This window comes from Streptomyces sp. 3MP-14, from assembly GCF_006334905.2.
Lineage (GTDB): Bacteria > Actinomycetota > Actinomycetes > Streptomycetales > Streptomycetaceae > Streptomyces > Streptomyces triticirhizae.
In genome coordinates this window covers 63998-88559 of the sequence record NZ_VDLZ02000008.1, presented here as the reverse complement: position 1 = coordinate 88559, position 24562 = coordinate 63998, and the positions used below count along the sequence as shown (strand labels likewise).

Annotated in this window: 15 protein-coding genes; 8 read left to right on the top strand and 7 right to left on the bottom strand. The window is 74.9% G+C overall.

What is annotated here, in order from left to right; genetic code table 11:
- The first annotated feature begins 187 nt into the window (after window positions 1–187).
- The 3 genes from FH609_RS15055 to FH609_RS15045 all read left to right on the top strand — a co-directional run bounded on the left by FH609_RS15055 (window position 188) and on the right by FH609_RS15045 (window position 4129).
- The gene (locus tag FH609_RS15055; protein ID WP_139667740.1) at window positions 188–1342 is read left to right on the top strand and encodes an endo-1,4-beta-xylanase; all 1155 of its coding nucleotides are present in this window, start codon (window positions 188–190) and stop codon (window positions 1340–1342) included.
- 349 nt (window positions 1343–1691) lie between these two features.
- A complete protein-coding gene (locus tag FH609_RS15050; RefSeq protein ID WP_139667739.1) occupies window positions 1692–2867 on the top strand; it encodes a ferric reductase-like transmembrane domain-containing protein in 1176 nt (391 codons plus the stop codon).
- The gene (locus tag FH609_RS15045; protein WP_319789596.1) at window positions 2864–4129 is read left to right on the top strand and encodes an MFS transporter; all 1266 of its coding nucleotides are present in this window, start codon (window positions 2864–2866) and stop codon (window positions 4127–4129) included. The genes FH609_RS15050 and FH609_RS15045 overlap by 4 nt, the downstream gene beginning before the upstream one ends.
- On the opposite strand, the gene FH609_RS15040 is transcribed toward FH609_RS15045, so the two are convergent.
- On the bottom strand, window positions 4108–4857 hold the full coding sequence (locus tag FH609_RS15040) for a class I SAM-dependent DNA methyltransferase (RefSeq protein ID WP_139667738.1): 750 nt from the start codon (window positions 4855–4857) through the stop codon (window positions 4108–4110). The two genes, FH609_RS15045 and FH609_RS15040, sit on opposite strands and share 22 nt — an antisense overlap.
- A gap of 243 nt (window positions 4858–5100) precedes the next feature.
- On the opposite strand from FH609_RS15040, the gene FH609_RS15035 reads away from it, so the two are divergent.
- The 5 genes from FH609_RS15035 (at window position 5101) to FH609_RS15015 (ending at window position 14546) form a co-directional block, all read left to right on the top strand.
- Entirely contained in the window at window positions 5101–9492 is a 4392-nt protein-coding gene (locus FH609_RS15035; protein ID WP_139667737.1) for a CHAT domain-containing protein, read from the top strand.
- Between the two features lie 187 nt (window positions 9493–9679).
- The gene (locus FH609_RS15030; protein ID WP_139667736.1) at window positions 9680–10603 is read left to right on the top strand and encodes an ABC transporter substrate-binding protein; all 924 of its coding nucleotides are present in this window, start codon (window positions 9680–9682) and stop codon (window positions 10601–10603) included.
- Window positions 10604–10827: 224 nt separating this feature from the next.
- A complete protein-coding gene (locus FH609_RS15025; protein ID WP_226961679.1) occupies window positions 10828–11955 on the top strand; it encodes a LacI family DNA-binding transcriptional regulator in 1128 nt (375 codons plus the stop codon).
- Window positions 11956–12177: 222 nt separating this feature from the next.
- Entirely contained in the window at window positions 12178–13176 is a 999-nt protein-coding gene (locus FH609_RS15020; RefSeq protein ID WP_226961678.1) for a phosphotransferase family protein, read from the top strand.
- A complete protein-coding gene (locus FH609_RS15015) occupies window positions 13173–14546 on the top strand; it encodes an MATE family efflux transporter (protein WP_226961677.1) in 1374 nt (457 codons plus the stop codon). Before FH609_RS15020 ends, FH609_RS15015 begins: the two co-directional genes overlap by 4 nt.
- Here FH609_RS15015 and FH609_RS15010 read toward each other — a convergent pair.
- From FH609_RS15010 to FH609_RS14985, 6 genes are all read right to left on the bottom strand, one after another.
- Complete coding sequence (locus FH609_RS15010; RefSeq protein WP_139667735.1) at window positions 14537–17611, bottom strand: HEAT repeat domain-containing protein; 3075 nt, start codon at window positions 17609–17611, stop codon at window positions 14537–14539. The genes FH609_RS15015 and FH609_RS15010 overlap by 10 nt on opposite strands.
- Window positions 17608–17949, bottom strand: coding sequence for a hypothetical protein (locus FH609_RS15005; protein WP_139667734.1), 342 nt, complete (start codon window positions 17947–17949; stop codon window positions 17608–17610). Before FH609_RS15005 ends, FH609_RS15010 begins: the two co-directional genes overlap by 4 nt.
- A gap of 72 nt (window positions 17950–18021) precedes the next feature.
- Window positions 18022–19278: a PP2C family protein-serine/threonine phosphatase gene (locus FH609_RS15000; protein WP_139667733.1), complete on the bottom strand. Its 1257-nt coding sequence runs from the start codon at window positions 19276–19278 to the stop codon at window positions 18022–18024.
- Window positions 19279–19426: 148 nt separating this feature from the next.
- The gene (locus FH609_RS14995; RefSeq protein ID WP_139667732.1) at window positions 19427–20947 is read right to left on the bottom strand and encodes a TRAFAC clade GTPase domain-containing protein; all 1521 of its coding nucleotides are present in this window, start codon (window positions 20945–20947) and stop codon (window positions 19427–19429) included.
- A 4-nt stretch (window positions 20948–20951) separates the two neighbouring features.
- Window positions 20952–23363: a GTPase-associated protein 1-related protein gene (locus FH609_RS14990; RefSeq protein WP_139667731.1), complete on the bottom strand. Its 2412-nt coding sequence runs from the start codon at window positions 23361–23363 to the stop codon at window positions 20952–20954.
- Window positions 23364–23365: 2 nt separating this feature from the next.
- Complete coding sequence (locus tag FH609_RS14985) at window positions 23366–24556, bottom strand: GTPase domain-containing protein (protein ID WP_139667730.1); 1191 nt, start codon at window positions 24554–24556, stop codon at window positions 23366–23368.
- Between the last annotated feature and the right edge of the window lie 6 nt (window positions 24557–24562).

Here is a 24562-nt window from a genome sequence, read left to right as displayed (position 1 = left end):
CCGGTGGACGGGCCGGTGGACGGGGCAGTGGACGCGGCGGGGCGGGCGGCCGGGCCCGGGCGTTCGTCGGAAGCCGTTTGGTGCACACCCGTTGACGGCCCGACCGCGCAGCGCTTAGCGTCCGTGCTCTCAACTTCCGGGAACCTTCCGGAAATTATCGGGACCACGACCACTTGAGGGACCTCCCATGAGATCCGTCCGACCCGCACTCCTCGCCCTCGCCGCCGCCGCGCTCGCCCTTCCGCTGCTCGCCGCCCCCGCCACCGCCACCGGCCCCGCCGAGCGGGGCACCTCCGCCTCGCCCTCGTTCTCCCCCATCACCGACGCCAACCTCGACCGGCTCCGCTGGGTCGCCCCCGAGGGCTTCCACGTCGGCAGCGCCGTCGCCGGCGGCGGGCACCACCTGGAGCAGGACTACCCGGACCCGTTCACCTACGACTGCGAGTACCGGAAAATTCTCGGGAAGCAGTTCAGCTCCCTGTCCCCCGAGAACCAGATGAAGTGGGAGTTCATCCACCCCGAGCCCGACCGCTACGCGTTCGAGGCGGCCGACGCCATCGTCGACTTCGCCGAGGAGAACGACCAGGTGGTGCGGGGCCACACCCTGCTGTGGCACAGCCAGAACCCGGCCTGGCTGGAGGAGGGCGACTTCACCGACGAGGAGCTGCGCGCGATCCTCCGCGACCACATCACCACCGTCGTCGGCCGCTACGCCGGCCGCATCCAGCAGTGGGACGTGGCCAACGAGATCCTCAACGACGACGGCACGCTCCGCACGTCGGACAACATCTGGATTCGCGAACTCGGCCCCGGCATCGTCGCCGACGCCTTCCGCTGGGCCCACGAGGCGGACCCCGAGGCCGAGTTGTACTTCAACGACTACGGGGTGGAGAGCGTCAACGCCAAGAGTGACGCCTATCTCGCGCTCGTCGAGGAGCTGTTGGCCGACGGCGTGCCGGTGCACGGCTTCTCCGTGCAGGGCCACCTCAGCACCCGGTACGGATTCCCGGACGACCTGGAACGGAACCTGAACCGCTTCGCCGCGCTGGGCCTGGGCACCGCCGTCACCGAGCTGGACGTGCGGATGGACCTGCCGGAGAACGGCGAGCCCACGCGGCAGCAGCTGCGCCAGCAGGCCGACTACTACGGCCGCGCGCTGTCCGCGTGCCTGGCCGTCGAGGGCTGCGACTCGTTCACCATCTGGGGCTTCACCGACAAGTACTCCTGGGTCCCCGTCTTCTTCGAGGGCGAGGGCGCGGCCACGGTGATGACCGCCGACTACGCCCGCAAGCCGGCCTTCCACACCCTCTGGACCCGCCTCCTCCTGGCCCGCCTCCACTGACGGGCAACGGCCGCCCGGCCGCGCCGCCGACCGACGCCACGGTGCGGGGCCCGCGATTCCACCGCACCGGAATCCGGGCCGCGCACCGCTTTTCGTTTTCCGTTCCGCCGTTTCCTCCGCGTCGTATCCGGAACGTGAAAAGTTCCCGAGCGTTGCCATATTCCTCTGCCAGGTCGGCGGCAAATGCCGGGCCGGGTAAGGGAATTCCGGAACTCCGCGCATCGTCTTCCGCAGCCGCATCTTCGTCGTTACTCTTCTGGCTTGGGAGCGCGGGGCTGTTGATGTGTCGCCGTGGGTCGTCCGTCACCGACGATCCGTCGGCGGGCCACTGGGAAACTGGAGTTGTGTGATGGCTGACGTCCCCGAATCGGCGCTGCCCGCCGTCCGTAAGGGAAGAGAACGCCGGGACCGTTTCGACTGGGCCGGCCTGCGCGCGGATCTGCGCGGCGCCGTGCCGGACGCCTCGCTCGCCCTCGTGTTGACCCTGCTGATCTTCTGGCTGCTCTACGCCCGGGTGGAGAACGGCAGTTCGGCGACGATCAAGATCATGCCGATGCTGGCGGACGCGCCGAAGTTCTGGATGTACTGGATGTGCCAGGCGTTCGGCTGGACGGCGATGCTGTGGGCGTATGTCACCGTGGTGTTCGGCCTGATGCGGTCCGGGCCGCGCCCGAGCTGGGGCTGGCTGCCGCCCGCGCGGCTGGAGAAGTGGCACCGCACCACCAGCCTGACGACGGTCGGGCTGATGTTCATGCACGCGTTCTTCTTCTTCACCGACCAGATCAGGGACAACACCAGCCGGTGGTCGTTCGGGCGCAGCACGTGGACGGCGTTCGTCGACTCGTTCGTGCCCGGCGGCTACTCCTCGGGGACCGGCCGGGTCGCCATCTTCGTCGGGCTGTTGGCGCTCTATCTGGCGGTGCCGCTGGGCCTCGCGTTCTATCTGCGGAACCGGACCGGCTCGCGGATCTGGCTGGCGGTGCACCGCTTTGTGATCGTCGTCTATGTGATGAGCATCTGGCACACCCTGCTCTACAGCAGCCAGGCGTGGTACGACGGCAGCTTCCGGACGATGCTGTGGGTGCTCCAGATCCCGCTGGCCGGGCTGCTGTTGTGGCGGCTGATGGCGCCGGCCCGGCCGGGTGAACGGCTGCGGTCGCGGCGTGACCACGCGGTGCCGTTCGGCGCGCGGCTGTTCGCGCGGCTGGCGGTGGCGGCCACGATCGTCGGCCTGGTACTGGTCGTCGTCACCGGCGTGGACGGCGGGCGCACGCCGGACGGGGCCTCGCCCCCGCCCTGGCCGGAGAAGTGGGTGATCTGGGTCGGCCTGCTGGTCTTCACCCTGGCCGTGGTCGCCGCCGTCCTGCGGCTGCGGTCCCGCGCCCACCGTTCAGGCGCCGGCACGGGCACCGCCGGCGGAACGGGCGCGGGAGCGGCGGCCGGCGACGGCGCCGCGCCCGGCGCCACCCCGGACGCCGACACCGCCCCCGACGCGACGGCCGGCGCGACCGCCGACCCGCGCTGAACCTCCGGTCCGCGCTGAACCGCCGCGCCGCACCCGCCGAGGGCGCCCCGGGCCCAGGTCCCCGGGGCGCCCTCTCCGGCGCCCAACGCGCCCTGCTCGTCGGCGGGTTCCTCGTCAACACCGGCACCTTCGCCGTCTACCCCTACCTCGCGGTGCTGCTGCGCGAGCGCCTCGGCGTCGGGATGGCGACGGTCGGCGTGGTGCTGGGCCTGGCGACGCTGACGCAGTTCGCCAGCGCGCCGTTCACCGCCGCGTTCGCCGAACGGGTCGGGCTGCGGCGGGCGTTGGTGCTGGCCACCTGCCTCTACGCGCTGGGCGCGGCGAGCTATCTCGCGGGGGTGCGGGTGGCCGCGCTGACCGTGCTGGCGCTGTTCCTCAGCTGCGGCGCCGGCGCGCTCTACTCCCCCGCCTACCGCTCCTACCTGGTGCGGACGGCCGGGCCCGAGGAGCGCCCGCGCCTGGTGTCCTACGGGAACGCGGCCGGCAACCTGGGCATCGCGGCCGGGCCTGTGGTCGGGGCGCTGTTCCTGAACGCGCCGAACACGCTGTTCACCGCGACCACCGTCCTCTACGCCGTGCTGGCCGGCGGCCATCTGCTGCTGCGGAACGAGGGCCAGGGCGGCGGGGCGGACGTCGAGCCGTTCCGCCGGGTGCTGCACGGGCTGGCGTGGGTGCCGTTCGTCGTCACGGTGGTGACCCACTACCTGTATATGCAGTTCTACCAGTACCTCTCGGTCTTTGTGACCGGGCGGCTGCCGACCGCCGGCTATGGCGTGATCATGATGGGTTACTCGCTGGGGCTGGCCGTGCTCCAGCCGCTGTTGGCCCGTTGGGTCGGCGCGGTCCGGCACGGGGTGGCGATGGCGGTCGGCTTCGGCTGCATGGCGGCCGGTCTCGCGGCGATCGCGACGGGCCGCCCGGCCGGGGTCGCGGCCGGCGCCGCCGCGATGAGCGTGGGCACCGCCGTGCTGTTCCTGAAGAACGACCTGGAGGCGATCGCGCTCTCGGCGCGCTCGGTCACGGTGACCTTCGGGCAGCAGCGGCTGGCCGTCGGCCTGGGCGCGCTGCTCAGCGGGGTGGTGGGCGGCGCGGCGTACGGGTTCTTCGAACGGGCGGGCGCGCTGCCGGCGTTCTGGCTGGCCGGCGCGGCGCAGTGCCTGGTGCTGCCGCCGTTGGCGCTGCTGCTGGGGCGCCGGCTGGCGGCGCGGGCTGCGGCGGCCCGCGCCGGGGACGCCGGGCGTCAGTCGGCCGGCTTCTCGTAGACGGTGACATAGCTGCCCTCGGCGCGGAACGGCTCGCGGCGCCAGCCGCCCCAGCGGTGCACGCGCCGCAGCCCGGCGAGGCGCGCCATCAGGTCCAGCTCGCTGGGCCAGGCGTAGCGGAGGAACGCGGGGGCCAACCGGATGCCGCCCTCGGCGATCAACACGTGCTGGCCCTCGAAGCGTTGGGCCACCGGGTCGTGGCGCACTGCGGTCAGCCGGACGTGCCCGAGGCCCACCTGGTGCGCCTCGACCCGCTGGTCACGGTCGTAGCGGCCGACGTCCGGCATCGGGCACTCCAGGACGAACCGCCCGCCGGGCAGCAGCCGTCGCGCGACGTTGGCGAAGCAGCGGACCTGCTCGTCCTGGTCGGCCAGGAAGAAGAACGTCGAGAAGACGACGAAGACCATGGCGAACGAGGCGTCCGTGTCCGGGGCGACGTCCGCCATGTCGCCGATGGTGACCGGAATCCGGTCGCCGCCCGGCTTGGCGCGCAGCCGCTCGACCATCGCCTCGGAGGCGTCGATGCCGCACAGGTCCACGCCGGTCGCGGCGAGCGGCAGCGTCACCCGGCCGGTGCCGACGGCGAGTTCGAGGACCGGTCCCGCCGGGCCCTCCTCGATGAGTTCGGCCAGCGCCCGCACCGCCTCGGTGGGGTCGAGGGCGGCGTGCCAGTCGTCGTAGATGTCGGCGTTCAACGCGCCGTAGGTCTCCGGGCCGAAGGCGTCCATGCGGCTCGCTTCCTCTCCTGGGCGGTGGCGTTGCTCGGGCGGTGGCGTCCCTCCTCCACAGGTCGGGCGGGCGGCACCGGGAGTTCCCGGCACCTCGCGCGCGCCGGCGCGAACTCCGGCGCGTACTCGGGGCGTGCGCGCCTGGTTGAGGCCGGGGCGGGCGATCCGCGAGGATGCCGTGACGCGTCCAGGGCGCCGGTCCGGCCACGGGACGTGGCACCCCAGGCGGGGAAAGGGGCGGCGATGGTCGACGGAGACCAACGGGCGGCGCGGCGCGACGCGTTGACGGAGCGGCTGGCGCTGCGGCTGGAGCGGTTTCGTGCCGCGGGCGGCCCGTCGATGCTGCTGGATGGCAGCGATGTCCTCGCCGAGGCACGGGAGTTGACGGCGCTGCTCGGCGACGGGCCAGAGGATGTGCCGGCACGGTTGGCCCTGGGGTGGTTCCACTGGCACCGCGCCGAGCTGCTGCCCGAGCACCGGATGCGGGCCGAACTCGACGCGGCCGAGGCGGCGTTGACCAGCTGCTTCGCCTTCGGCGCGCCGGACGAGGCGCTGCCGGCGCCGCTGCTGCCGCGCCTGGCGCGCGGGGCGGCGAGCATGGCGCTGGGCGCGGTGGTCGAGGCGGGCAGGACCGGCGACGCGCGGCTGGCCGCGCACGCCGTGGAACTCTTCGAGCGGATCGTGGCCCGGTTGCCGGACCAGCCGGTGCAGTGGGGCTGGCTGGGCATCGCGCGCGGGGTCCGGTTCCGGCTGACGGGCGAGCCGGGCGAGCTGGTGGCGGCGGTCCATGCCGCGCACCGGGCGGCGACGATGGCCCCGCCCGGCCACGCCGAGCACGACGAACTGGCCGGTGGCCTGCGGGAGTTGCTGCGGCTGGCGTTCGCCACCGGCGCGGCCGACCCGGCGGGGCTGGTGGACGCCGCCCGGCACGCCGTGGCGATCACGCCGGCCGAAGACCCGGCGCTGCCCGAGCTGTTGGGCGGGCTGAGCGAGGCGCTGGGTGTCCGCGCCAGGCAGTCGGCCGGCGCACCGGGCGCCGCCGACCTCGACGCGGCGGTGGACGCGGCGCGCCGGGCCGTCGCGCTGGCGCCCGCCGAGCATCCCGAACGACCGGCGCTGCTGCGGGCGTTGGTCGGCACGTTGGCGCAACGCCACGACCGGTGGGGGCGGGACGCCGACCTGGACGCGCTGATCGAGGCCGTCCGCGCCTCCCTCGCCCTGGAGCCGGCCGGGGGCCCGGTGCGCCCCGCGATCCTGCGGACGCTGAGCGGCTGGCTGCGGCAGCGCTTCGAACGGGCCGGGGACGCCGCCGACCTGGACGAGGCCGTGGCCGCGCTGTCCGAGGCGGCCCAGGCCACCCCCGCCGACGACCCCGGCCTGGTCGCCGTCCTGCACGCGCTGTCGATGGCGCGCTGGGAACGGTTCGAGCACGCCGGCGCGCCGGCCGACCGGGACGCCGCGATCGACGCGGGCCGCCGGGCCCTGTCCCGCGCGCCCGACGGCGAACCGGCCGTCCCAGCCCTGTCGTTCAATCTGAGCATGGCGCTGCGCAGCCGGTTCGAGGCGGCCGGCGACCCCGCCGACCTGGACGAGGCGGTGGCCGCCGGGCACCGCGCCGTCGCCGAGGCGCCGCCCGGCTCGGCCGACCTGCCGCTGATGTTGCACAACGTCTCGCTGGCCCGGCTCACCCGGTTCGAGCTGCGCGGCGACCCGCCCGACCTGGACGCCGCCGTGGCGGCCGGCCGCCGCGCGATCGCCGCGACGCCCGCCGAGGCGCCGCCGCCCGCGTCCCTGCTGACCAGCCTGAGCATCGCGCTGCGCAGCCGCGCCACCTGGGGCGGCGACCCGGCCGACCTGGACGCGGCGCTCGCCGCCGCCCGCGAGGCGGTCGCCGCCTCCGAGCCGGACGACCCGGACCGCGCCCGTCAACTCGCCGCCCTCGCCCAGGCGTTACTCGGCCGCTACCAGCGGCACGAGGAGCCCGCCGACCTGGCCGAGACCGTCGAGGCGGCCCGCGCCGCCGTGGCCGCGACACCCGCCGGCGACGGCCGCGCCGCCTCGCGCCTGCACACCCTGAGCACCGCCCTCGGCGAGCGCTACGACCTGCGGGGCGAGCGCGCCGACCTCGACGAGGGCATCGACCGCCTCCGCGCCGCCGTGAGCCTCCTGCGCGAGGGCGACGACACCCTGCCGCGCTGCCTGACCGCCCTCGCCGTCGGGCTGCGGAAACGGTTCCAGCACGCCGGCGACCCGGCCGACCTCGACGCGGCGATCGCGACCGGGCAGCGCGCGGTGCGGGCCGCGCGGCCGAACGACCCGCTGCTGCCCAGGGCCCTGCACGCGCTGGGCAACGCCCTCTCCACCCGCGCCCAGCACGCCGGGGACCGCACCGACCTCGACGCGGCCGTGGACGCCGTCCGCCGCGCGCTGGCCGCGCTGCCGGCCGACCACCCGGAACGGGCCGGCCTGGGCCGGGACCTGGGCCTGTTGCTCCAGGCCCGCTTCACGCACGCCGGCGAGCCGGCCGACCTCGACGAGGCCATCGCCCTCGGCCGCGACGTTCCCTCGGCACCGACCGCCGGGACCGAACGCGCCAGCCGGCTCGACGCCTTGAACACCGCGCTGACCAGGCGCTTCACGCTCGCCGGACGGGCGGCCGACCTCGACGAGGCGATCGAGGCCGGCCGCCGCGCCGTGGCCGCCGCGCCGGCCGGCGGCACCCTGCGCCCCGTCTGCCTCAACAACCTCTCCCTCGCGCTGCTCGCCCGGCTGGAGCACGGCGGGACGCCGGCCGACGCGGACGCGGCCGTCGAGGCTGCCCGCGAGGCGGCGGCCGACGAGCGGACCGGGGGCCACATCTCCCGGCACAACCTGGGCATGGCCCTGGTCGCCCGGTTCGTGGCACGCCAGGACCCGGGTGACCTGGCCGAGGCGACCAGCCTCCTGGTGGCGGCGGCCGGCGCCACCACCTCGGCGCCCTCGGCGCGCGTGCTCTCCGCGCGCGCGGCGGCGCTGCTCACGGCCGACGAGCAACCCGCCCTCGCCGCACGGCTGTTGGCGGACGCGGTCGGGCTGCTGCCGGAGGTGGCGCCCCGGGCGCTGCGCCGCGACGACCAGCAACGGGCGCTCGGCGACGTCGCCGGGCTGGCCACCGACGCGGCCGCACTCGCCCTCGCCGACCCCTCGACTCCCCCCGGGGATCGGCCCGTTCGGGCGCTGCGGCTGCTGGAGGCGGGGCGCGGGGTGCTGCTCAGCCAGGCGTTGGAGACCCGCGACGACCTGAGCGACCTCAGGGCCCAACACCCCCGGCTGGTCGCCAGGTTCGAGGCGCTGCGCGCGCTGCTGGACCGTCAGGAGGCGGCCCCGGGCGAGCGGGACACCGCGCCGGCGGTGGGTCAACGCCGAGGGCTCGCCGAGGAGTTCGCCGCCGTGATCGCCGAGATCCGGGCCCTGCCCGGGCAGGAGGGCTTCGCCCGCCCGCCGACTCTGGACCAGCTGCGGGCCGAGGCCGCCTCGGGTCCGGTCGTCACGGTCAACGTCAGCCGGCACCGCAGCGACGCGCTGCTGCTCACCGGCGCGGGCGTGACGGCCGTTCCGCTGCCCGGTCTCGACCCCGAGACGCTGGAGGGGGCCGCGACCACGTTCCACCGTGCGCTCAACCCGCCCGGCGGCCGGGCCGACGAGGCCGCGCTGACCGAGGTGCTCGGCTGGCTGTGGGACACGGTCGCCGAGCCGGTGCTGACGGCGCTCGGCCTCCACGGGCCGCCGCCCGAGGGCGCGGACTGGCCCCGCCTGTGGTGGGTGCCGACCGGGCGGTTGGCCACCCTGCCGCTGCACGCCGCCGGCCATCACCGGGCGGGCGATGGGCGGACCGTGCTGGATCGCGTCATCTCCTCCAGCACGCCGACCGTGGGCGCGCTGCGCCACGCGCGCCGGCGCGCGACGGGGCGCGGGCCCGCGCTCGGGGACCGTTCGCTGCTGGTGGCGATGGAGGCCACGCCGGGCGCCGCGCCGCTGGCCGGCGTCGCCGCCGAGGCGGCACTGGTCGCCGCGCGGCTGCCCCGTCCCGAGGTGCTGCAACGTCCGGCCGGCGACGGCGGGTTGGCCGCCACGTTGGCCCCGACGCTGGCCCCGGCGGGGCCGGCGACCAGGGCGGCGGTGGAGGAACGCCTGCCGGGCCGCGCCTTCGCGCACTTCGCCTGCCACGCATGGAGCGACCCGCGCGACCCGGCGCGCAGCCTGCTCCTCCTGGAGGACCACCGGGAGCGGCCGTTCAGCGTCGCCCGGGTCGCCGCGCTCAACCTCGACCGCGCCCGGCTGGCCTATCTCTCCGCCTGCCAGACCGCGCTGACCAGCGCATCGGCGCTGCTGGACGAGGCGATCCAGCTGGTGTCGGCCTTCCAACTCGCCGGCTTTCCGCAGGTGGTGGGCACGCTGTGGCCGATCGACGACCGGATCGCCGTCGAGATCGCCGATGCCTTCTACCGGGGTCTGGCCGCGCCGGGCGGCGGCCCGGAGCCGACGCTGGACGCCGGCCGGGCCGCCGAGGCGCTGCACCACGCGGTGCGCGCCGGGCGCGCGAGCCGGCCCCGCTTTCCGTCCGTCTGGGCCGCGCATCTGCACGCCGGCGCGTGACGCCGGCCGGCGCTGGGCGCCTGCCGGCGGGGCACGGCGCGGGGTGCGGGAGGGGGCGTGCTGGCGCTGCGCGGCGCGAACGGCGCGCCGGGGCGGGAGGGGGCACGGGGGCGGCGCGCCCGCCCGGCGCGTTGATGCGCCGAAGGCGCGCGCGCCGTACCCGCCCGGCGCGTTCTACCGTTGCGGGATGCGCATCGTCTCCCTGCTGCCCGCCGCCACCGACCTCGTCGCCGAACTCGGCCTCGCCGGGCGGCTGGTGGGCCGCACCCACGAGTGCGACTGGCCGCCCGACGAGGTGGCCGGCATCCCCGTGGTGACCGGCGCCGACCTCGACGCGTCCGCGTTGACCAGCCGCGAGATCTCCGACGCGGTCGGCGGCTCCGCGCACTCCGGCTCCTCCCTCTACACCCTGGACACCGAGGCGTTGGCCGCGCTGCGCCCCGATGTGCTGCTCACCCAGGACCTGTGCCGGGTGTGCGCGGTCTCCTACGCGAGCGTCAGCCGCACGGTGCGGCTGCTCGACGCGAACGCCCGGGTGGTGAGCCTGGAGCCGCGCACCCTCGACGACGTGCTGGACACCCTGGTCACCGTCGGCGAACTGCTGGGCGTGCGGGAGCAGGGCGAGCGCCGCCGGCGCGCGCTGGGCGCGCGGCTGGATGCGGTGCGCTCGGCCGTGGCCGGGCGCGCGCGCCCGCGCGTGGCGGCGCTGGAGTGGCTCGACCCGCTGTGGCCGGCGGGCCACTGGGTCCCCGAACAGATCGCCGCCGCCGGTGGCGCCCCGCTGCTGGCCGAGCCCGGCGAGCACACCGGGCCCACGACCTGGGAGGCGGTCCGCGCCGCGGCGCCCGAGGCGCTGCTGGTGCTGCCGTGCGGCTTTCCGCCCGAACGCACCTTGCGCGAAACGGAGTTGCTGACCTCGCTGCCCGGCTGGCACGAGCTGCCGGCGGTGCGCGCCGGCCGGGTCTGGGTCCTCGACGGGCCGGCCTACTTCAACCGCCCCGGCCCCCGCGTGGTGCGCGGCGCCGAGGTGCTGGCCCGGCTCCTGCACGGGGTGCCGGCCGGCGCCCCCGTCACCGACGCGGAGGCCCGCCCGTTCCCCAACGTGCCGTGAGGCGGGGGCCGCACAGCCGAGGGCCGCTGACCCGGCGGCCATTCCCCGAGGGCCGTTGGCCCGGGAGCCGCCGGACGGACTGCCGTTCACCCGGGGGCGCGCCGCCCGGACCCCCGCGCCGCCCGGACCCCCGCGCGTCGCCCGTGCCCCCGCACCCGCCCGGGCTCTCGCGCCGCAGGCACCCGCGCCGGCCGCCGCCCGCGCTGGCCTGCGAGGATGGGCGGATGGACGAGGACGACCGGCTGGAGAGGGTCGCGACGATGCGCGATGTCGCCGTCCGCGCCGGCGTGTCCGTGACCACCGTCTCCCGGGTGGTGAACGCGACCGGCTATGTGGGCGCCGCCACCCGGCGTGCCGTCGAGGAGGCCATCGCCGAACTGGGCTTCGTGCCCTCGGCGTCCGCCCGTGGCCTGGTCGCCCGGCGGACCTGGATGCTCGGCCTGTGTCTGCCCGACGTCGGGCAGACACAGGCCGACCTTGCCGAGCCGGTGCGGCTCGGGCCGCGCGTCGAGGTGGTCACGGACGACGAGGCCGCGCCGGGCGTCCTGTCCTGGGGCAGCCTCTACTTCGGGGAGGTCGTGCGCGGCGCAGAGTACGCGGCCTGGCAGACCGGTTACACGGTGACCGTTCTGGTCGCCAGGCCGCCGGAGGCCGAGGCGAGGGTCCGTGACCTGGCGGGCCGGGTGGACGGCCTCGTCGTGGTCGCCGGCACGCTCCCCGACGAGTTGCTGGAGCATGTGGCGCACCGCGTTCCCGTCGTGCTGCTCGCCGGGCCGCGCCCCGCCGGCGGCTACGACCACGTGGGCGTGGACAACGCGCGAGGGATGCGGGTCCTGGTCGAACACCTGGTGCGGGAGCACGGGGTGCGGGACGCCTGGTACGTCGGCGGGCGCGCCGGCACCCCGGACGACGTGGACCGCTTCCACGGATTCCGCGCCGCGCTGGGCTCGCTGGGGCTGACCGTTCCGGTGGAGCCCGCGCTGCGCGGCGACTTCTCCCGGGCGACCGCGCGCCGGCTCGCGCGCCGGCTGGTGTCCGACCACCGCGCCGGGCGCACGCCCCTGCCCGGGGCGCTGGTGTGCGCCAACGACGAGACGGCGCTGGGATTTCTGGACGTGTTCGCGGCCGAGGGGGTGCCGGTGCCGGGGACGGTGGCCGTCACCGGCTTCGACGGGATCGACGGCGGGCGCACCTCCTCGCCCCGGCTGACCACCGTCGAGCAGCCCGTCACCGATCTCGGGCGGCTCGCCGTCGAGACGCTGGACGCCTGCCTCGCCAACCCGCGCCTGCCCCGCCAGGACCTGGTCGCGCCGGTGCGGGTACTGCTGCGGGAGAGCTGCGGCGCGCACTGAGGCGGGCGCGCACTGAGCGCACCCCGGGCGCGCCGGCGCGGCCAGGCGCCCGCGCGCCCCGCGCGCCCCCGTTTGTGGAAACGCTTCCACTCCTGCGCGACGCCCGACGCTGCCTACGCTGAACGGCGTTCGCCGGCCCGTCCGCCTGCGGCGCGCACGCCGGAGCGAAGGGCACGGCGCGCGCCCCACCCGCCGTTCGCACCCCGTTGAGGAGAGCAGCCCGTGCCAGCCGTCACCGAGAGCATCACCAAGAACCGGCAGCCCGCCGCCGTGCTGCGCGCCATGGTCGAGCGCGCCTACGGCCCGGCCCAGGTCCCCGAGGGCGAGGGCTGGGCCGAGGAAATGGGCCACGGCTGGTTCAACGTCGCCTACCGCATCCGGCTGCGCGACGGCCGGTCCGTGGTCCTCAAGATCGCCCCGCCAGCGGGCGTCGAGGTGATGACCTACGAACGGAACATGATGCGCACCGAGGTCGCCGCGCTCCGCCTGATCGAGGAACGGACCGACGTTCCCGTTCCCGCCGTCCACGCCCACGACGACAGCCACGAACTGTGCGACGCGGACTACTTCTTCATGGAGTACGTGGACGCGGAGAACCTCGGCATCATCAGGGACCGGCTGACCCCCGAGGCCTACGAGGCGTACGACGCGCAGGTGGGCGCCGCCAACCGCGCCATCAACGAGGTGCGCGGCCCCCACTTCGGCCCGCTGCTCGGGCCCATACCCGGCCGGACCAGCTGGCGCGAGGTGCTCCTCGGCCACATCGAGGACGCGCTGCGCGACGGGGAACGCCGCCACGTGGACCTCGGCCAGCCCTACCCGCTGATCCGCGAACTGCTCGCCGCGCACGCCGACAGCCTCGACGAGGTCACCGAGCCGGCGCTCATCGAGTGGGACCTGTGGTCGAGCAACGTGATGGTCGCCGACGGCCGGCTCGTCAGCGTCATCGACCACGAACGCGCCTTCTACGGCGACCCGTTGATGGAGGCCGGCTTCGTCGCCACCCAGTCCGAGGCGTTCGGCGACGGCACCGGCTTCCTGCGCGGCTACGGCCGGGGCCCGCTCACCCCGACCGAGGTGACCCGGCGGCGGCTCTACAACCTGCACCTGATGCTGGTGATGGTCGTCGAGACCGTCTACCGGGGCCACACCGACCCGTCCCAGTACGACTGGGCCAAGGAGCACCTGGCCGACGCCGTCGCCGCGTTCGACCGGCCGTGACCACGCCGGAGCCCGCCCCCGCAGCGCCGCCGACTCCCCCGCCCCCGCCGCGCGTCGACCACGCGGCGGCGCTCGGCACCGACCCGGTGGGCCGGCTGCTGCTGCGCACCAGCGCCCACACCACCATGTCGGTCGCCACGTTCGGCCTCTACGCCCTGACCAACGCGCTGTTCGTGGCGCGCGGCGTGGGCGCCGAGGCGCTGGTGGCGGTCAACGTGGTCGCCCCGCTGCTGCTGGTCCTCGGCGCGGTCTCCACCACGGTCGGCGTCGGCGGCGCGTCCATGGTCTCCCGCGCGCTGGGCGCCGGCGACCCACGGCGGGCGGCGCGCGCCGCCGGCAACGCGTTCCTCGTCTACTGGACGGCGGCGCTGCTCATCACCGTCCTCGGGCTGACGCTCCTCGACCCGCTGCTGACCCTGCTCGGCGCCAGGGGCGAAGTCCGGGGCCACGCACGGGAGTACGCGACGATCCTGCTCGCCGGGGCGATCACCGCGACCGGCTTCTCCAGCCTGGTGCGGGCGGAGGGCCGGCTGCGGTACTCGACCCTGCTGTGGACGCTGCCGCTGGCCTGCCAGATCCTGCTCGACCCGCTGCTGATCCTCGGCCTCGACCTGGGCGTGCGCGGCGCGGCCCTCGGCACCATCGGCGGGCAGGCCGTCTCGATGGGGATGAGCCTGTGGTTCTTCTTCCTCCAGCGCGACCGCCCCTACCGCATCACCCTCGCCGACCTGCGGCCGCACGGCCCGACCCTGCGCGAACTGGTGGCCGTCGGCGCGCCCTCCTTCCTCAACGGCCTTGGCAACACACTGGTGATGCTGCTGGTCAACGGCCGCCTGGCCGCCCTCGGCAACCCGGCGGACCTCGCCGCCTACGCGACGTCCGTGCGCGTCACGACGTTTGTGCTGATGCCGCAGACCGGCATCGCGCAGGGCATCCAGCCGCTCGTCGGCTACAACGTCGGGCGCGGGCTGCTCGAACGGGCCCGCCGCGTGCGGGTGTTGGCGCTGCGCGCCACCGTGCTCTACGGAACGGCCGTGGGCCTCGCGCTGCTCGCCCTCGCCGGCCCGCTGGCCGCAGCGTTCACGGACGACGCGGCGGCGCGTCCTGCGACGGTCGAGGCGCTGCGCATCATCGCACTCAGCTATCCGCTGGCCGGGGTCGCGGCGCTGGCCGCGACATACTTCCAGGCGCGGGAGCGCGCGGTGCCGTCCCTGGTGATCTCGGTCGGCTCGGTCCTGGCGATCCAGGTGCCGGTGCTGTTCGCGCTGAGCCTGGCGGGAACGCCGTGGCTGTGGGCGGGCTATCCGGTGGCGGCGCTGCTGTCGGCGGCGGGCGCGCTGGCGGTGCTGCGCGCCGGCCGCTACGCGTGATCGGCCCCGGCGGCCATCGCCTCGCCGGCGGCGAGCGCGGCCGTGGCCTGCGCCCGGACCTCCGCGTCCGGGTCCTCGGCTGCCAACGCGCGGATGGCACCGAGGACTTCGGCGTCCTGGTACCACCCGAACGCGAGCGACCACGCGACCCCGGCGCGAACGACCCCGTCGGGGTCGCGGCGCAGCCGCTCCAGCAGCAACGGGCCGATGGCGGGGTCCGCCACGGCCCACATGCGGAGGGCATACAGCCGAACGTCGGGGTGCGGATCGTTGCGGGCACGGTCGCGAACCAGGGGGCGGGCGATGTCGGGGGCGCGCTGGGCGAGGAGTCGCAGCGCGAGGAGGCGGGGGTCGTGGTGGGGGTCGTTGACGGCGCGGTCCTGGAGCAGTTCGAGGGGCGGGTTCGAGCGGTTCTCCACCAGGGAGCGCAGGGCGGTGGCGCGCGGCTCGGGCTCGAAATCGTGGACCGCGCGGTCCGTCAGCAGGCGACGGGCCTCCTGGGGCCAATGGTGTGCGAGCCGTTTGAGTGCCGTCGCGCGGGGACCGGGATCGGGGTCAACGATGGCGCGCGTCTCCCACCACGCACGGGGAAGACGGCGCCATGGCAGGGCTTCCAGGGCCGAGGCGCGGACTTCGGGATCGGGATCACTGACCGCGCGCTGTTCCGTCACGAGGATCTGGGCATCGGCGCTGTTGACGAGGGGTTCCTCGGAGCCGTCGGGGAACTCCTCCGGCCAGCGCATTCGCAGGAAGCCGATCGCGGCACCGCGGACCGTGGGATCGGGGTCGTTCTGTGCCCGGTCCTCGGCCACAGCGCGGGTTTGGTTCCACTCCCTTCTCAGCCCGTGCAGGGCGGCGAGGCGTGGCGCGGGATCGGGGTCGTTAACCGCCCGTTCCAGCAGCAACTGCCCGGTCTCCCCCGGTTGTTGCCCTGCCAACACCGTCAGGGCACCGGCGCGCGTCTCCGGGGAGGGATCGTTGAGGGCGCGGTCCCGGACCAGTTCCAGGTGCCGATGTTGGTCCCCCTCCGGGTACAGCCGCGTCAGCGCGTCAAGTGCCGCCACCCGGACCCGGGGAACGGGAGCATGAGCGGCGAGAACCGCCGGCGTGCCCGGGGCGCGATAGAGAAACGGTTCGAGGATGTTGAACAAGGACATCCTCGCGCTCAGATACCAGGCGGGGAGGACGAACTGCCCCAGCAGAAGAAACCATCGCACAAGACGCGCACGCCCCGCCCAGTGGTCGCCAAAGGTCGCCATGATGTACCAGGCCGGAAGCCAATGGAACGGGCTCATCTCCGTATGGTTCGTCAGCGCGTCGACCACGGCCTCGCTGCGCGTCACCATGGCGGGGACGCCGATTCTGCGAACCTCCGCAAGTGCTCGGACGGCCAGAACCAGGAGCCCCGCGTCCCCCGACGCCCGGTACCTTTCGATCAGTTGGTCAACAAGGAGACCCACGTCGGCCGGGTTCAGCTGGCCCGTGACCAGGAGGAGGATCTCCGCCCACGCCTCGTCGTCCGCCCGGGGCAGCAGCACATCACCGACCAACTCCTCCGGCGTCCACTCCCGTTCCTCCTGGTACCGGTGGACGATGTCGCTGGCCGCCAGGTACTCCAGGAACGCGCGGTGGACGAAGCCGTAGATGTCGCCGCCGTAGTGGGCGAGGATGAAGTTCCGTTCGCGGAGCTGGTGGACCAGGGCGCGGGCGGTCTTCCTGGCGAGCACCGGGGGGAGTTCGAAGGTGGCCAGGTAGTCGCGGATGATCGACTCCAGGTCGTCCGCGTGGAGGAAGTTGCCGGCGATGCCGCCCTCGCCGTTCTGCATGTGGCGGGCGATCAGGCGGAGCAGTTCCAGCAGGTCGCGGGCGTCGAGGGCCTCCAGCACCTCGCGGACCTCGGGGCTGCCGGCCGGGTCCAGATGTTTGACGTCCTGGTCGAGGTGGGCGACGAGGACGGTGACCGCGTGTTCGTAGACGCCCTGGCGGTCGCGGGGCAGGGTCCTGCGCCGGCCGATGATGGCCAGGATGGTCAACAGCAGTGGGTTGCCGGCCAGTTCGCGCACCGCGCGGGAGTGGGCCACGGCGTCGGTGACGCGTTTCACCAGGATCTCGGCCAGGGCCGGGTCCTCCGGGCAGGCGACCGCGTACCAGCGGCGCGCGAACTCGGCGATCTGCTCGTCCGTGAGGTCCTGGACCGTGTAGTGGCTGAACCCGGCCGCCGCCAAGGTGCCCTGCCGGTAGCCGACGATCCGCGAGGTCACCACCACCCGCACCTGCGGGTAGCGGGAGGCGAACGCCGCGATGCGCTGCGCGACGCGCCCGCGCGCGGCCGGGTCGAAGATCTCGTCCAGGCCGTCGAAGACCACCACGGCCCGGCCGCCGGCCAGCAACTGCCGCAGCACGGGCGTCGGAACGGACAGGCCGTCGGTGCGGTGCAGATGGTCCAGGAAGTCCTCGAATGTCGCATCCCGCCAGCGCTCCTCCGCGCAGCGGCGCAGCTCGATCAGCAGCGGAAGCCGGCCGCGCAGCGGCTCGAGGACGTCGGCGGGGCCGTCCTGGGTCAGCGTCAGCGTGAGGTGGCGGCCGAGCGTTGACTTGCCGGCGCCGGGGTTGCCGAGCAGCACGAGGCGCGGGTGGCGTTCGGAGCCCAGGACGTCCAGCAGCGGCTCCACGAGCCGGTGGGCGCGTTGGGTCTCTCGATCCGTGGGCGCCGGGTCGTCATCCTCCGCGAGCCGACGGGCCAGTTCGGGCGGCAGCGTGGACGGCGGGGCGCCCTCGCGGACGCCGGGTGGGACGAACACCTCGCGCAGCTCGATCACCTGGTGCTCACCCTGGTCGGACAGGGGCGTCAGCACCTCCATGTCGAGCCGGCCATACGCCTCCCGCACCCGACGGGTGTAGGCGTTGAGGGCCTGTTCGACGTCGACCATCGACTCCCCCTCGACAGAACGGAGTTGCAACACCAGCTGCTGGATCTGGAGCACGCCGGAGTTGGCGAGCCCGCCCGCCGTGGCGCTGGCGTTCCCGGTCCGCGCGGCGCGCACCCCGCCCGTTCCGCCGGTCAACGGTCGCTCCAACCGGTGTTGGCGTCGCTGCCGGGGCCTTCGGCCCGGGCGTCGCCGGTGTTCCGCGCGCGGCCGGGGCGCGGGCGGCCGCGCCGGGCGCGGACGCCGGTGTTCGCCGAACCGCCGTTCCGCGCCGTGGCGTTGCCGGTGTCCGACGCCTCGGTGCCGGAGGCCCCGGCGAGCAGCGTGTACGCCAACCCGACGACGCCGACCGCGCCGCCGACGACACTCGCCACCCAGCCGGCCCGTTCCAGGTCCACCAGCAACCAGGTCCCCGCCATCGCCACCAGCAACAGCCCCGACCCGACGGCGACCACGCCCCTGCCCCATCCCGTCATGCGCCCCATTGTTCCGGCAACCGCCGGCCCATGCGGCGGACCGCCGAAGAAAGGCCGCTAGAAGAACGGCCGCTAGTCGAGGAGTTCGGTGACGAGGCGCAGGACGACCAGCGCGGTGTCGTCCTCGGTGCCCTCGGGCGGGAGCAGGTCGCTGAGCAGGGCGTCGGCGAGCGGTTCGGCGGGCTTGGCGCGGTGGCGGGCCACCGACTCGGCGAGTCGGGACAGGCCCCGGTCGATGTCCTCGTCGCGCCGTTCGACCAGCCCGTCGGTGTAGACGACGAGCACGTCGCCCGAGGCGAACGACGTGTGCGCCTCGTTGGCGCGGGCCCGTTCGGGGAGCGAGCCCAGGGGCGGGTTGGTGGCCCGGTCCAGGAACTCGACGTGCCCGTCGCGGTGCGCCAGCACGGGCGGCAGGTGGCCGGCGCTGCTGTAGATGAGTCGCTGGGCCGACCAGTCGACATGGATCTTGACGGCGGTGGTGACCTCGGCGCCCGGCACGGAGCGGGAGTAGAGGTCGAGGATGCTGAGCGCGGCTGCGGGCGGGGTGGAGGCCCTGGCCAGGGCGCTCAGCGCGCTGCGCAGTTGGCCCATGACGCCGGCGGCCTCCAGGCCGTGGCCGACGACGTCGCCGACGACGACGGAGGAGTGTTCCTCGTCGATGTCGGTCAGGTCGTACCAGTCGCCGCAGATGTTCATGGTGGCGCTGGCGGGGCGGTAGCGGACGGCCGCGTCGCGTGGGGCGACCAGGTCGGGCGGCGGCAGCATCGCCTTCTGGAGGGCCATCGCGACCTGGCGTTCCCGGTGGTGCGCCTCGCGCAGCCGTTCGTTGGCGTACTGCAACTCGTCGGCGCGGGCCAGCAGGTCGGACTCCAGGCGGCGGGCGCGGTCCACGTGTTCCGGGTCGCCGCCCTGGCGGCGGGCCATGACGATCTCGGTGACCTCCTCGACGCGGTTGAGGACCATCCGCACGTCGCCCTCGGGGCCGAGCACGGGCGTGTTGACGATGCTGAAGTACCGCTCCTCCCACGCTCCGGAGTGCTCGGGGGTCTCGACGTCGTACCGCTGGGCGGCCATGACGTCCCGTTCCCTGGTGGCGAGGACCCACTCCATGGACTGCCGCACGTTGCGGGCGCCGGTGGCCTGCTCCTGGTCGGGGTTGCCGGGGAACGCCTCGTCGACATAGCGGCCGACGACCTGGTCACGGGCGCGGCCGGCCAGCTGCAGGTACGCCTCGTTGACGTCGAGGTACCGCAGGTCGGGGGTGAGCAGGGCGACGGGGGCGGGCGAGGCGCGGAACGCCGCGCGGTAGTCGATCTCCGGCTCCGTCATCCCTGCCCACCCGATTAGCTCGCTGCCTGGAAGCGCCACAGTAGGGCTCCGGGCCGCGCCGCCTCCCCGCGTGCGCCCCGGTGGCACGGCAGGTCACACGGACGGCCCCGCGCCCCCGGGGACGAGCGGGGTCGGCCGGCCCCCGGGGTCAGCCCCGGAAGACGCGGCGCCCCTCGCCGCCGAAGCACCAGGCGAGCAGCGGCCGCAGGCTGGGGTGGGTCTCCGCCTCGCCGAGGGCGATCGACGCGGTGAAGAAGATGCGGGTGTCGCGGAACTCGTGCCGCATGGAGCGGACCAGGTTGCCCAGGCCCAGCTCCCGGGTGAGCCACTCGCCGGCCGCTTCGCTGTCGTCGGTGCGCACCCCGTCGAGCAGCCCGCTGTCCTCGATCAGGTCGAGCTTGCTGATCGCGACCGCCAGCCGGGACCTGCCCAGCGGGGCGCCCATGTGCCGCACGGCCTGGACCGCCTGTTGGAACACCAGGTCCGGCGGCACCCGGGAGGCCAGCGAGCGGTCGATGCCGGCGCGCCGGGCGGGGCTCAGCCCGTCCCAGAACGCCGGCACGCTCAGCGGGTCCAGCACGAAGACGAAGGTCCTGGCCGCCGCCGCGTAGCGGAGGGCGTCGGTGTCCTCCCGGTTGGTGAACCGTTCCCCCGCCGTGTCGAAGAGGTGCACCAGCCGCCGGACGCGGCCGGCGCCCAGCAGCACCGAGTAGGCGCGGGGCAGGGCGCGCGGGGTCGCCCTGGGGTGGTTGGCGCTGGTCAGCGCGTAGCGCAGCGCCGCGTACTCCTCCTCGGTGGTGCCGTCGGCCGGGGTGACGCGGGTGCCGCCGGTCTCCAGCGTCATCAGCAGGGCGGCCATCAGCTGGGTCTTGCCGGCGGCGGTGCCGCCGATCAGCGGCACCACCAACTCGGGGTAGTGCCCGGTCTCCTGGCTCATCCGGCTGTCGCAGTGGACGCAGACCGCCTGGAGCCGGTAGCCGCCGGTCATGATCAACGTGGGCAGGCGCCGCCCGCACAGGCAGCGCCGCCGCAGGATGCCGTAGCGGCCGGGGCGGATGTCGTTGTGCCGGCGGCCGCAGCCCGCCTCGGGGCAGTAGTAGGAGGGGTAGGGGACGCGCTCGTAGCAGTGCGGGCAGAGCATCCCGTTGTGCAGTTCGCGGACGCGCAGCACGCCCCGGTCGGTGGCGCGCAGCACCTGGGCCGCGACCCGGCTCAGGCCCTGGAGCAGCACCGTGCCCAGCGCGTAGAGCAGGACGAGGAGCGCCACCACGGCGGTGGCGAGCACGGCGCCGACGAGGACGCCGGTGATCAGCAGCACCCCGAAGGGGACGGCGACCAGTCGCGAAACGGCGGGGTGGGTGAGCCAGTTGGTGCCGGTCGCGCGCAGCGTGTCGCGCACGACGGCGGGCAGTTCGCGGGTGGCGCGCGAGCAGCTGACGGTGAGGTCCCGCATCGCCGGGCCGTGGAAGTACTGGCGGAACGCTTCCTCGTCCGGGCCCTGCTTCTGTGCGCGGTCCCGGCGCACCTCGTCCGACAGCAGCGCGAGGTAGCGGCCGACCAGCTCGGCGTCCAGCAGCAGCGCGCGGCCGGCGACGACCAGGGGGCCGACCAGGATCACGCCGGTGACCAGGAGGAAGGCATAGAGCGCGACGCCGACGACATAGATCACCGGGTCAGTCCCCGCCCCTGCGCCACGGCATCCGGCGCGCCAGCCGGCCCATCCGGCCGCGCCGCTTCTTCCCGGCGAGTTCCAGGAGGCGGGCGGCGTAGCCGGGCGAGTGCGGCCGGACGCGCGCGGCCAGGCGCTCCACGTCCTCGGCCCGCCAGCCGGCGGCGAGCGCGTCCAGCGCCTCGCGGGCGAGCAGCCAGCGGCGCTCCTCCAGGATCTCGGCGGCGGCGGCCAGGCCCTCGGCGTGCGCCATCGCCAGGCGCTGCGGCACCCTGGGCAACTCCGCGCGCAGCGCCCGCAGATAGGCCACCCCGGTCTCGTGGCCCATCCGGCTCAGCAGCAGGGACACGTCGGACGGCGTCGCGCGGCAGCGCGCGGCGGCCCGGGGCAGGCGGAGGCGCAGCAGGCCGTGCACGGAGAACCAGCGGGTGGGCCAGGGGCGCATGACGACGTCCACCAGGGTGCCGCTGTCGATCGGGTGCGGGCTGGCCAACAGGGCGTTCAGCTCCAGCAGTTGGGCCCGGCAGTCCTGCCCGTCCTCGGTGAGCCAGGCCACCCGGTGTCGTTCCCCGAGCAGTTGACAGAGCGTCAGGCAGGCGCGCAGCTGCGTCTCGTCCTCGGGCCGCAGCCGCACGGCGGCGCTGAACCACTCCCGGGCGGCCTCGTCCAGCCGAAGCCCGGCGGGCAGGCGGTGCGCCACGTCGAGCGCCTGCCGGTGGGTGAACTGGCCGTTGGGCCACAGGGTGCGCAGCAGGGAGCCGGGCAGTTCGCCGTCGCCCCGCACCTCCAGCACCCGGGGCAACAGGCCGGCGCGGTCGGCCGGTTGGCGTTCGGCGGTGGCGATCAGCTGCCCCTCCCACAGCTCGGGGTGGTCCACCAGGTCGGCCTCGGTCAGCAGCCCCTCGGGCAGCGCGGCGAGCAGCTGCGCGGAGTGGCCGGGCGGGCGGGGCGGGCCTTCGGCCAGGGCGAGCACCAGTTGGCGGCGGAACTCCGAGCGGGCGTCGGCGAGTTGGCGCAGCTCGGCGTCGAGCCTCGGGTCGGCGGGGCGGGTGGTCAGGCCGCCCAGCAGCCCGTCGGCGATCCGCCGGCAGGTCGCGGCCACCTCGCGGCGGGGCAGCCGCAGGTCCGCCGCGTCGGCCCACAGCAGCAGCCGGGTGGCGGCCGCGTGCTCGGCGTCGGCCTCGGCCAGCAGGGACCGCACCCGCCCCAGGGCGTGCTCGGCGCGTTCGTCGTCGGTGAAGGCGACGGGCGGCGACAGCCCGGGCTCGCCGGCCATGTGGCGGCGCAGCTCGCTGTCGAGGAGGTCGGTCTGGAGGTGCTCGACGAGTTCCCGGTCGCCGCCGGCCGTGGCGGCGCGGACCAGGGACCGCGACTGCTCGTCGGAGAACGGGCCCAACGGGTAGACGTGCCGGGCCACTTCGGCCAGCGCCGGGGCGTCGAGGTGTTCGGCGGCGGCGAGCCAGGGGATGACGGCGGCCAGGTCGTCGCCGGTGAGCGGGATGCTGCCGGTGGCGGCGGCCGCGACCGCCGGGAGGTACCAGTCCTCGGCGGCCGTCTCGGTGCCTTCGGCGTACTCGGCGGCCCAGGACCAGAACGCGCCCGAGGCGGCGGGCCCGACCCGGTCCAGCAGCCGGGCCAGCGGGCTGGCCGGGCCCTCGGGCAGGGCGCCCCCGGCGAGGTCGAAGACGTCGAGGCCGTCCCGCGCGTCGGGGCCGGTCGGCGCGCCGATCTCGGGAACGGTGCCGACCAGCCGCAGCCGGCTGCGCTCCGGCCTGGCGACATAGGTGGCGAACGACAGGCCGCGCGCCACGGGCGGCGGCAGCAGATAGCTGACGGCGGCGAACCAGTGCGCGACGTCCTCGCTGGTGCCGTCGACGACCAGCACCGTGCGGTCGGTGGCGAGCGCCCGCGTCACGGCCGTCAACAGCCCCGGCAGCGCGCCGCCGTGCGGATGCGCGCGCACGAAGCGTTCCACGCCGGCCGGGCTCAGCGGCCCGGCGGGCGGCGGCCCGGGCAGGCGCGGCAGCCGGGTGCCGTCCGCCGGCGTGCTGGTCCACACCGGCGCCTCCCACAGCTCGATGGGCAGCGCGTACCCGCCGTCGACGGCGAAGTCCGTGCTGGCCAGGGCGTGCGCGAAGTAGTTCCCGAACCGCTGGGACGCGTCGCGGCCCAGATAGCGCACGCAGGCCGTCAGGGTGATCGGGCCCGGCAGGTGGCACAGGTTGACCGGGCAGCGCGCCAGGTCCTCGGGCGCGTCGGCATAGAGCATCGACGGCGGCGGCTCGTAGCCGGTGAGCGCCTCCACCTGGCGCATGGTCTCGGTGGAGACGTCCTCGCTGACGGCGTTGAACTGGTAGCCGGAGAAGCCGCTCAGGCCGTGCTCGCAGGAGGTGTAGTACAGCTGGGAGAACGCCATGCTCACCCCCGGCGCCGGGTGCGGGGCACCGCGCGGAACTCGCTCAGCAGCCACAGCAGCGGGTCGGTCACCCGGTAGGGCTGGATGCCGGTGGCCGCGACCCGGCCGTCGGAGGTCGGCGTCCGGCCGAGCGCGGAGACCCCGAAGTACCGGTAGCGGGCGTGGTTGTTCTCCAGCATCTGGTCGAGCGTCACCCCGTCCCACTGCCGCAGCAGCCCGCGCACCTCGTGGTGCACGTCGAGGCTGTCGGCGATGTCGAACCGGTCGCCCCGGGGCGGGTGGGCGCGCAGCGGGCTGCCCGGGTCGAGGTGGTGCAACAGCGCGTCCATCTTGGCGAAGACCACCGCGATCGGGGTGGTGGCCTTGCCGCGCCGGCCGCCGCCGTCGCGGGCCAGCAGCAGGTTGCTGACCCGGGCCAGCACGTTGGCCGGCGTGTCCACGTCGTCGGTGCGGGGCATCAGCGTGCCGGGCGCGGCGAGTTCGGCGGCGCCCGGCAGCTGGAGCGGGTCGAGGATCAGGATGATGCCGTCGGCGTTGGCGAGGTAGCGGGTGTTCAGCTCGACGCTCTCCCGCGAGTTGAAGTCCTCGCCTGCGGTGTCGAAGAACGACAGCACGGTGTGCTGCGCGGTGTCGCCGAACCACCGCCGCCGGGTCACCCCGAAGCGGAACACCAGCGGGTCGACCTGGTTGTTGACCTGCGCGCCGGCCGACCGGGTGCCGATCAGCATCTGGCCCTGGTCGTACAGCTTGTCCTGGTACTCCTTGCCGAACCTGACCATGGTGGCGTCGTCCGCGCCCATCAGCGAGACGCGGAACCGCTCGCCGACCCGGTTCATCAGCTCGTGCAGCAGCACCGTCATGAACACGGTCTTGCCCGACTCGCGGGCGCCGACCATGGCGATCAGCCGGTTGTCGACCATGCCGAACTGGACGGGCAGCGTGCTGTGGCAGACCGGGCAGATCCGGTAATTGGTCACGCCGTCGCAGCCGGCGCAGGTCGCCGAGAGCCGGCGCCCGTCGGCGGCGAACACCGGCCCGCCGTCGCGGCGTTGCCCCAGGCGCTCCAGCAGCACCTCGTCCCGGATGGCCTCGCACCGCTTCCTGGTGGGGCTGGGGCGGGTGGTGCAACGGAAGAGGATCTTGCGGGCGGTGAACGTCTCGTAGCAGTAGGGGCAGGTCAGTCGCTTGGCCATGGCAGC

Excerpts from the sequence above, each read along its gene's own strand:
- FH609_RS15055 (WP_139667740.1), top strand. The coding sequence starts at position 188 with ATGAGATCCGTCCGACCCGCACTCCTCGCCCTCGCCGCCGCCGCGCTC.
- FH609_RS15050 (WP_139667739.1), top strand. The coding sequence starts at position 1,692 with ATGGCTGACGTCCCCGAATCGGCGCTGCCCGCCGTCCGTAAGGGAAGA.
- FH609_RS15040 (WP_139667738.1), bottom strand. The coding sequence starts at position 4,857 with ATGGACGCCTTCGGCCCGGAGACCTACGGCGCGTTGAACGCCGACATC.
- FH609_RS15035 (WP_139667737.1), top strand. The coding sequence starts at position 5,101 with ATGGTCGACGGAGACCAACGGGCGGCGCGGCGCGACGCGTTGACGGAG.
- FH609_RS15030 (WP_139667736.1), top strand. The coding sequence starts at position 9,680 with ATGCGCATCGTCTCCCTGCTGCCCGCCGCCACCGACCTCGTCGCCGAA.
- FH609_RS15025 (WP_226961679.1), top strand. The coding sequence starts at position 10,828 with ATGGACGAGGACGACCGGCTGGAGAGGGTCGCGACGATGCGCGATGTC.
- FH609_RS15005 (WP_139667734.1), bottom strand. The coding sequence starts at position 17,949 with ATGACGGGATGGGGCAGGGGCGTGGTCGCCGTCGGGTCGGGGCTGTTG.
- FH609_RS15000 (WP_139667733.1), bottom strand. The coding sequence starts at position 19,278 with ATGACGGAGCCGGAGATCGACTACCGCGCGGCGTTCCGCGCCTCGCCC.
- FH609_RS14990 (WP_139667731.1), bottom strand. The coding sequence starts at position 23,363 with ATGGCGTTCTCCCAGCTGTACTACACCTCCTGCGAGCACGGCCTGAGC.
- FH609_RS14985 (WP_139667730.1), bottom strand. The coding sequence starts at position 24,556 with ATGGCCAAGCGACTGACCTGCCCCTACTGCTACGAGACGTTCACCGCC.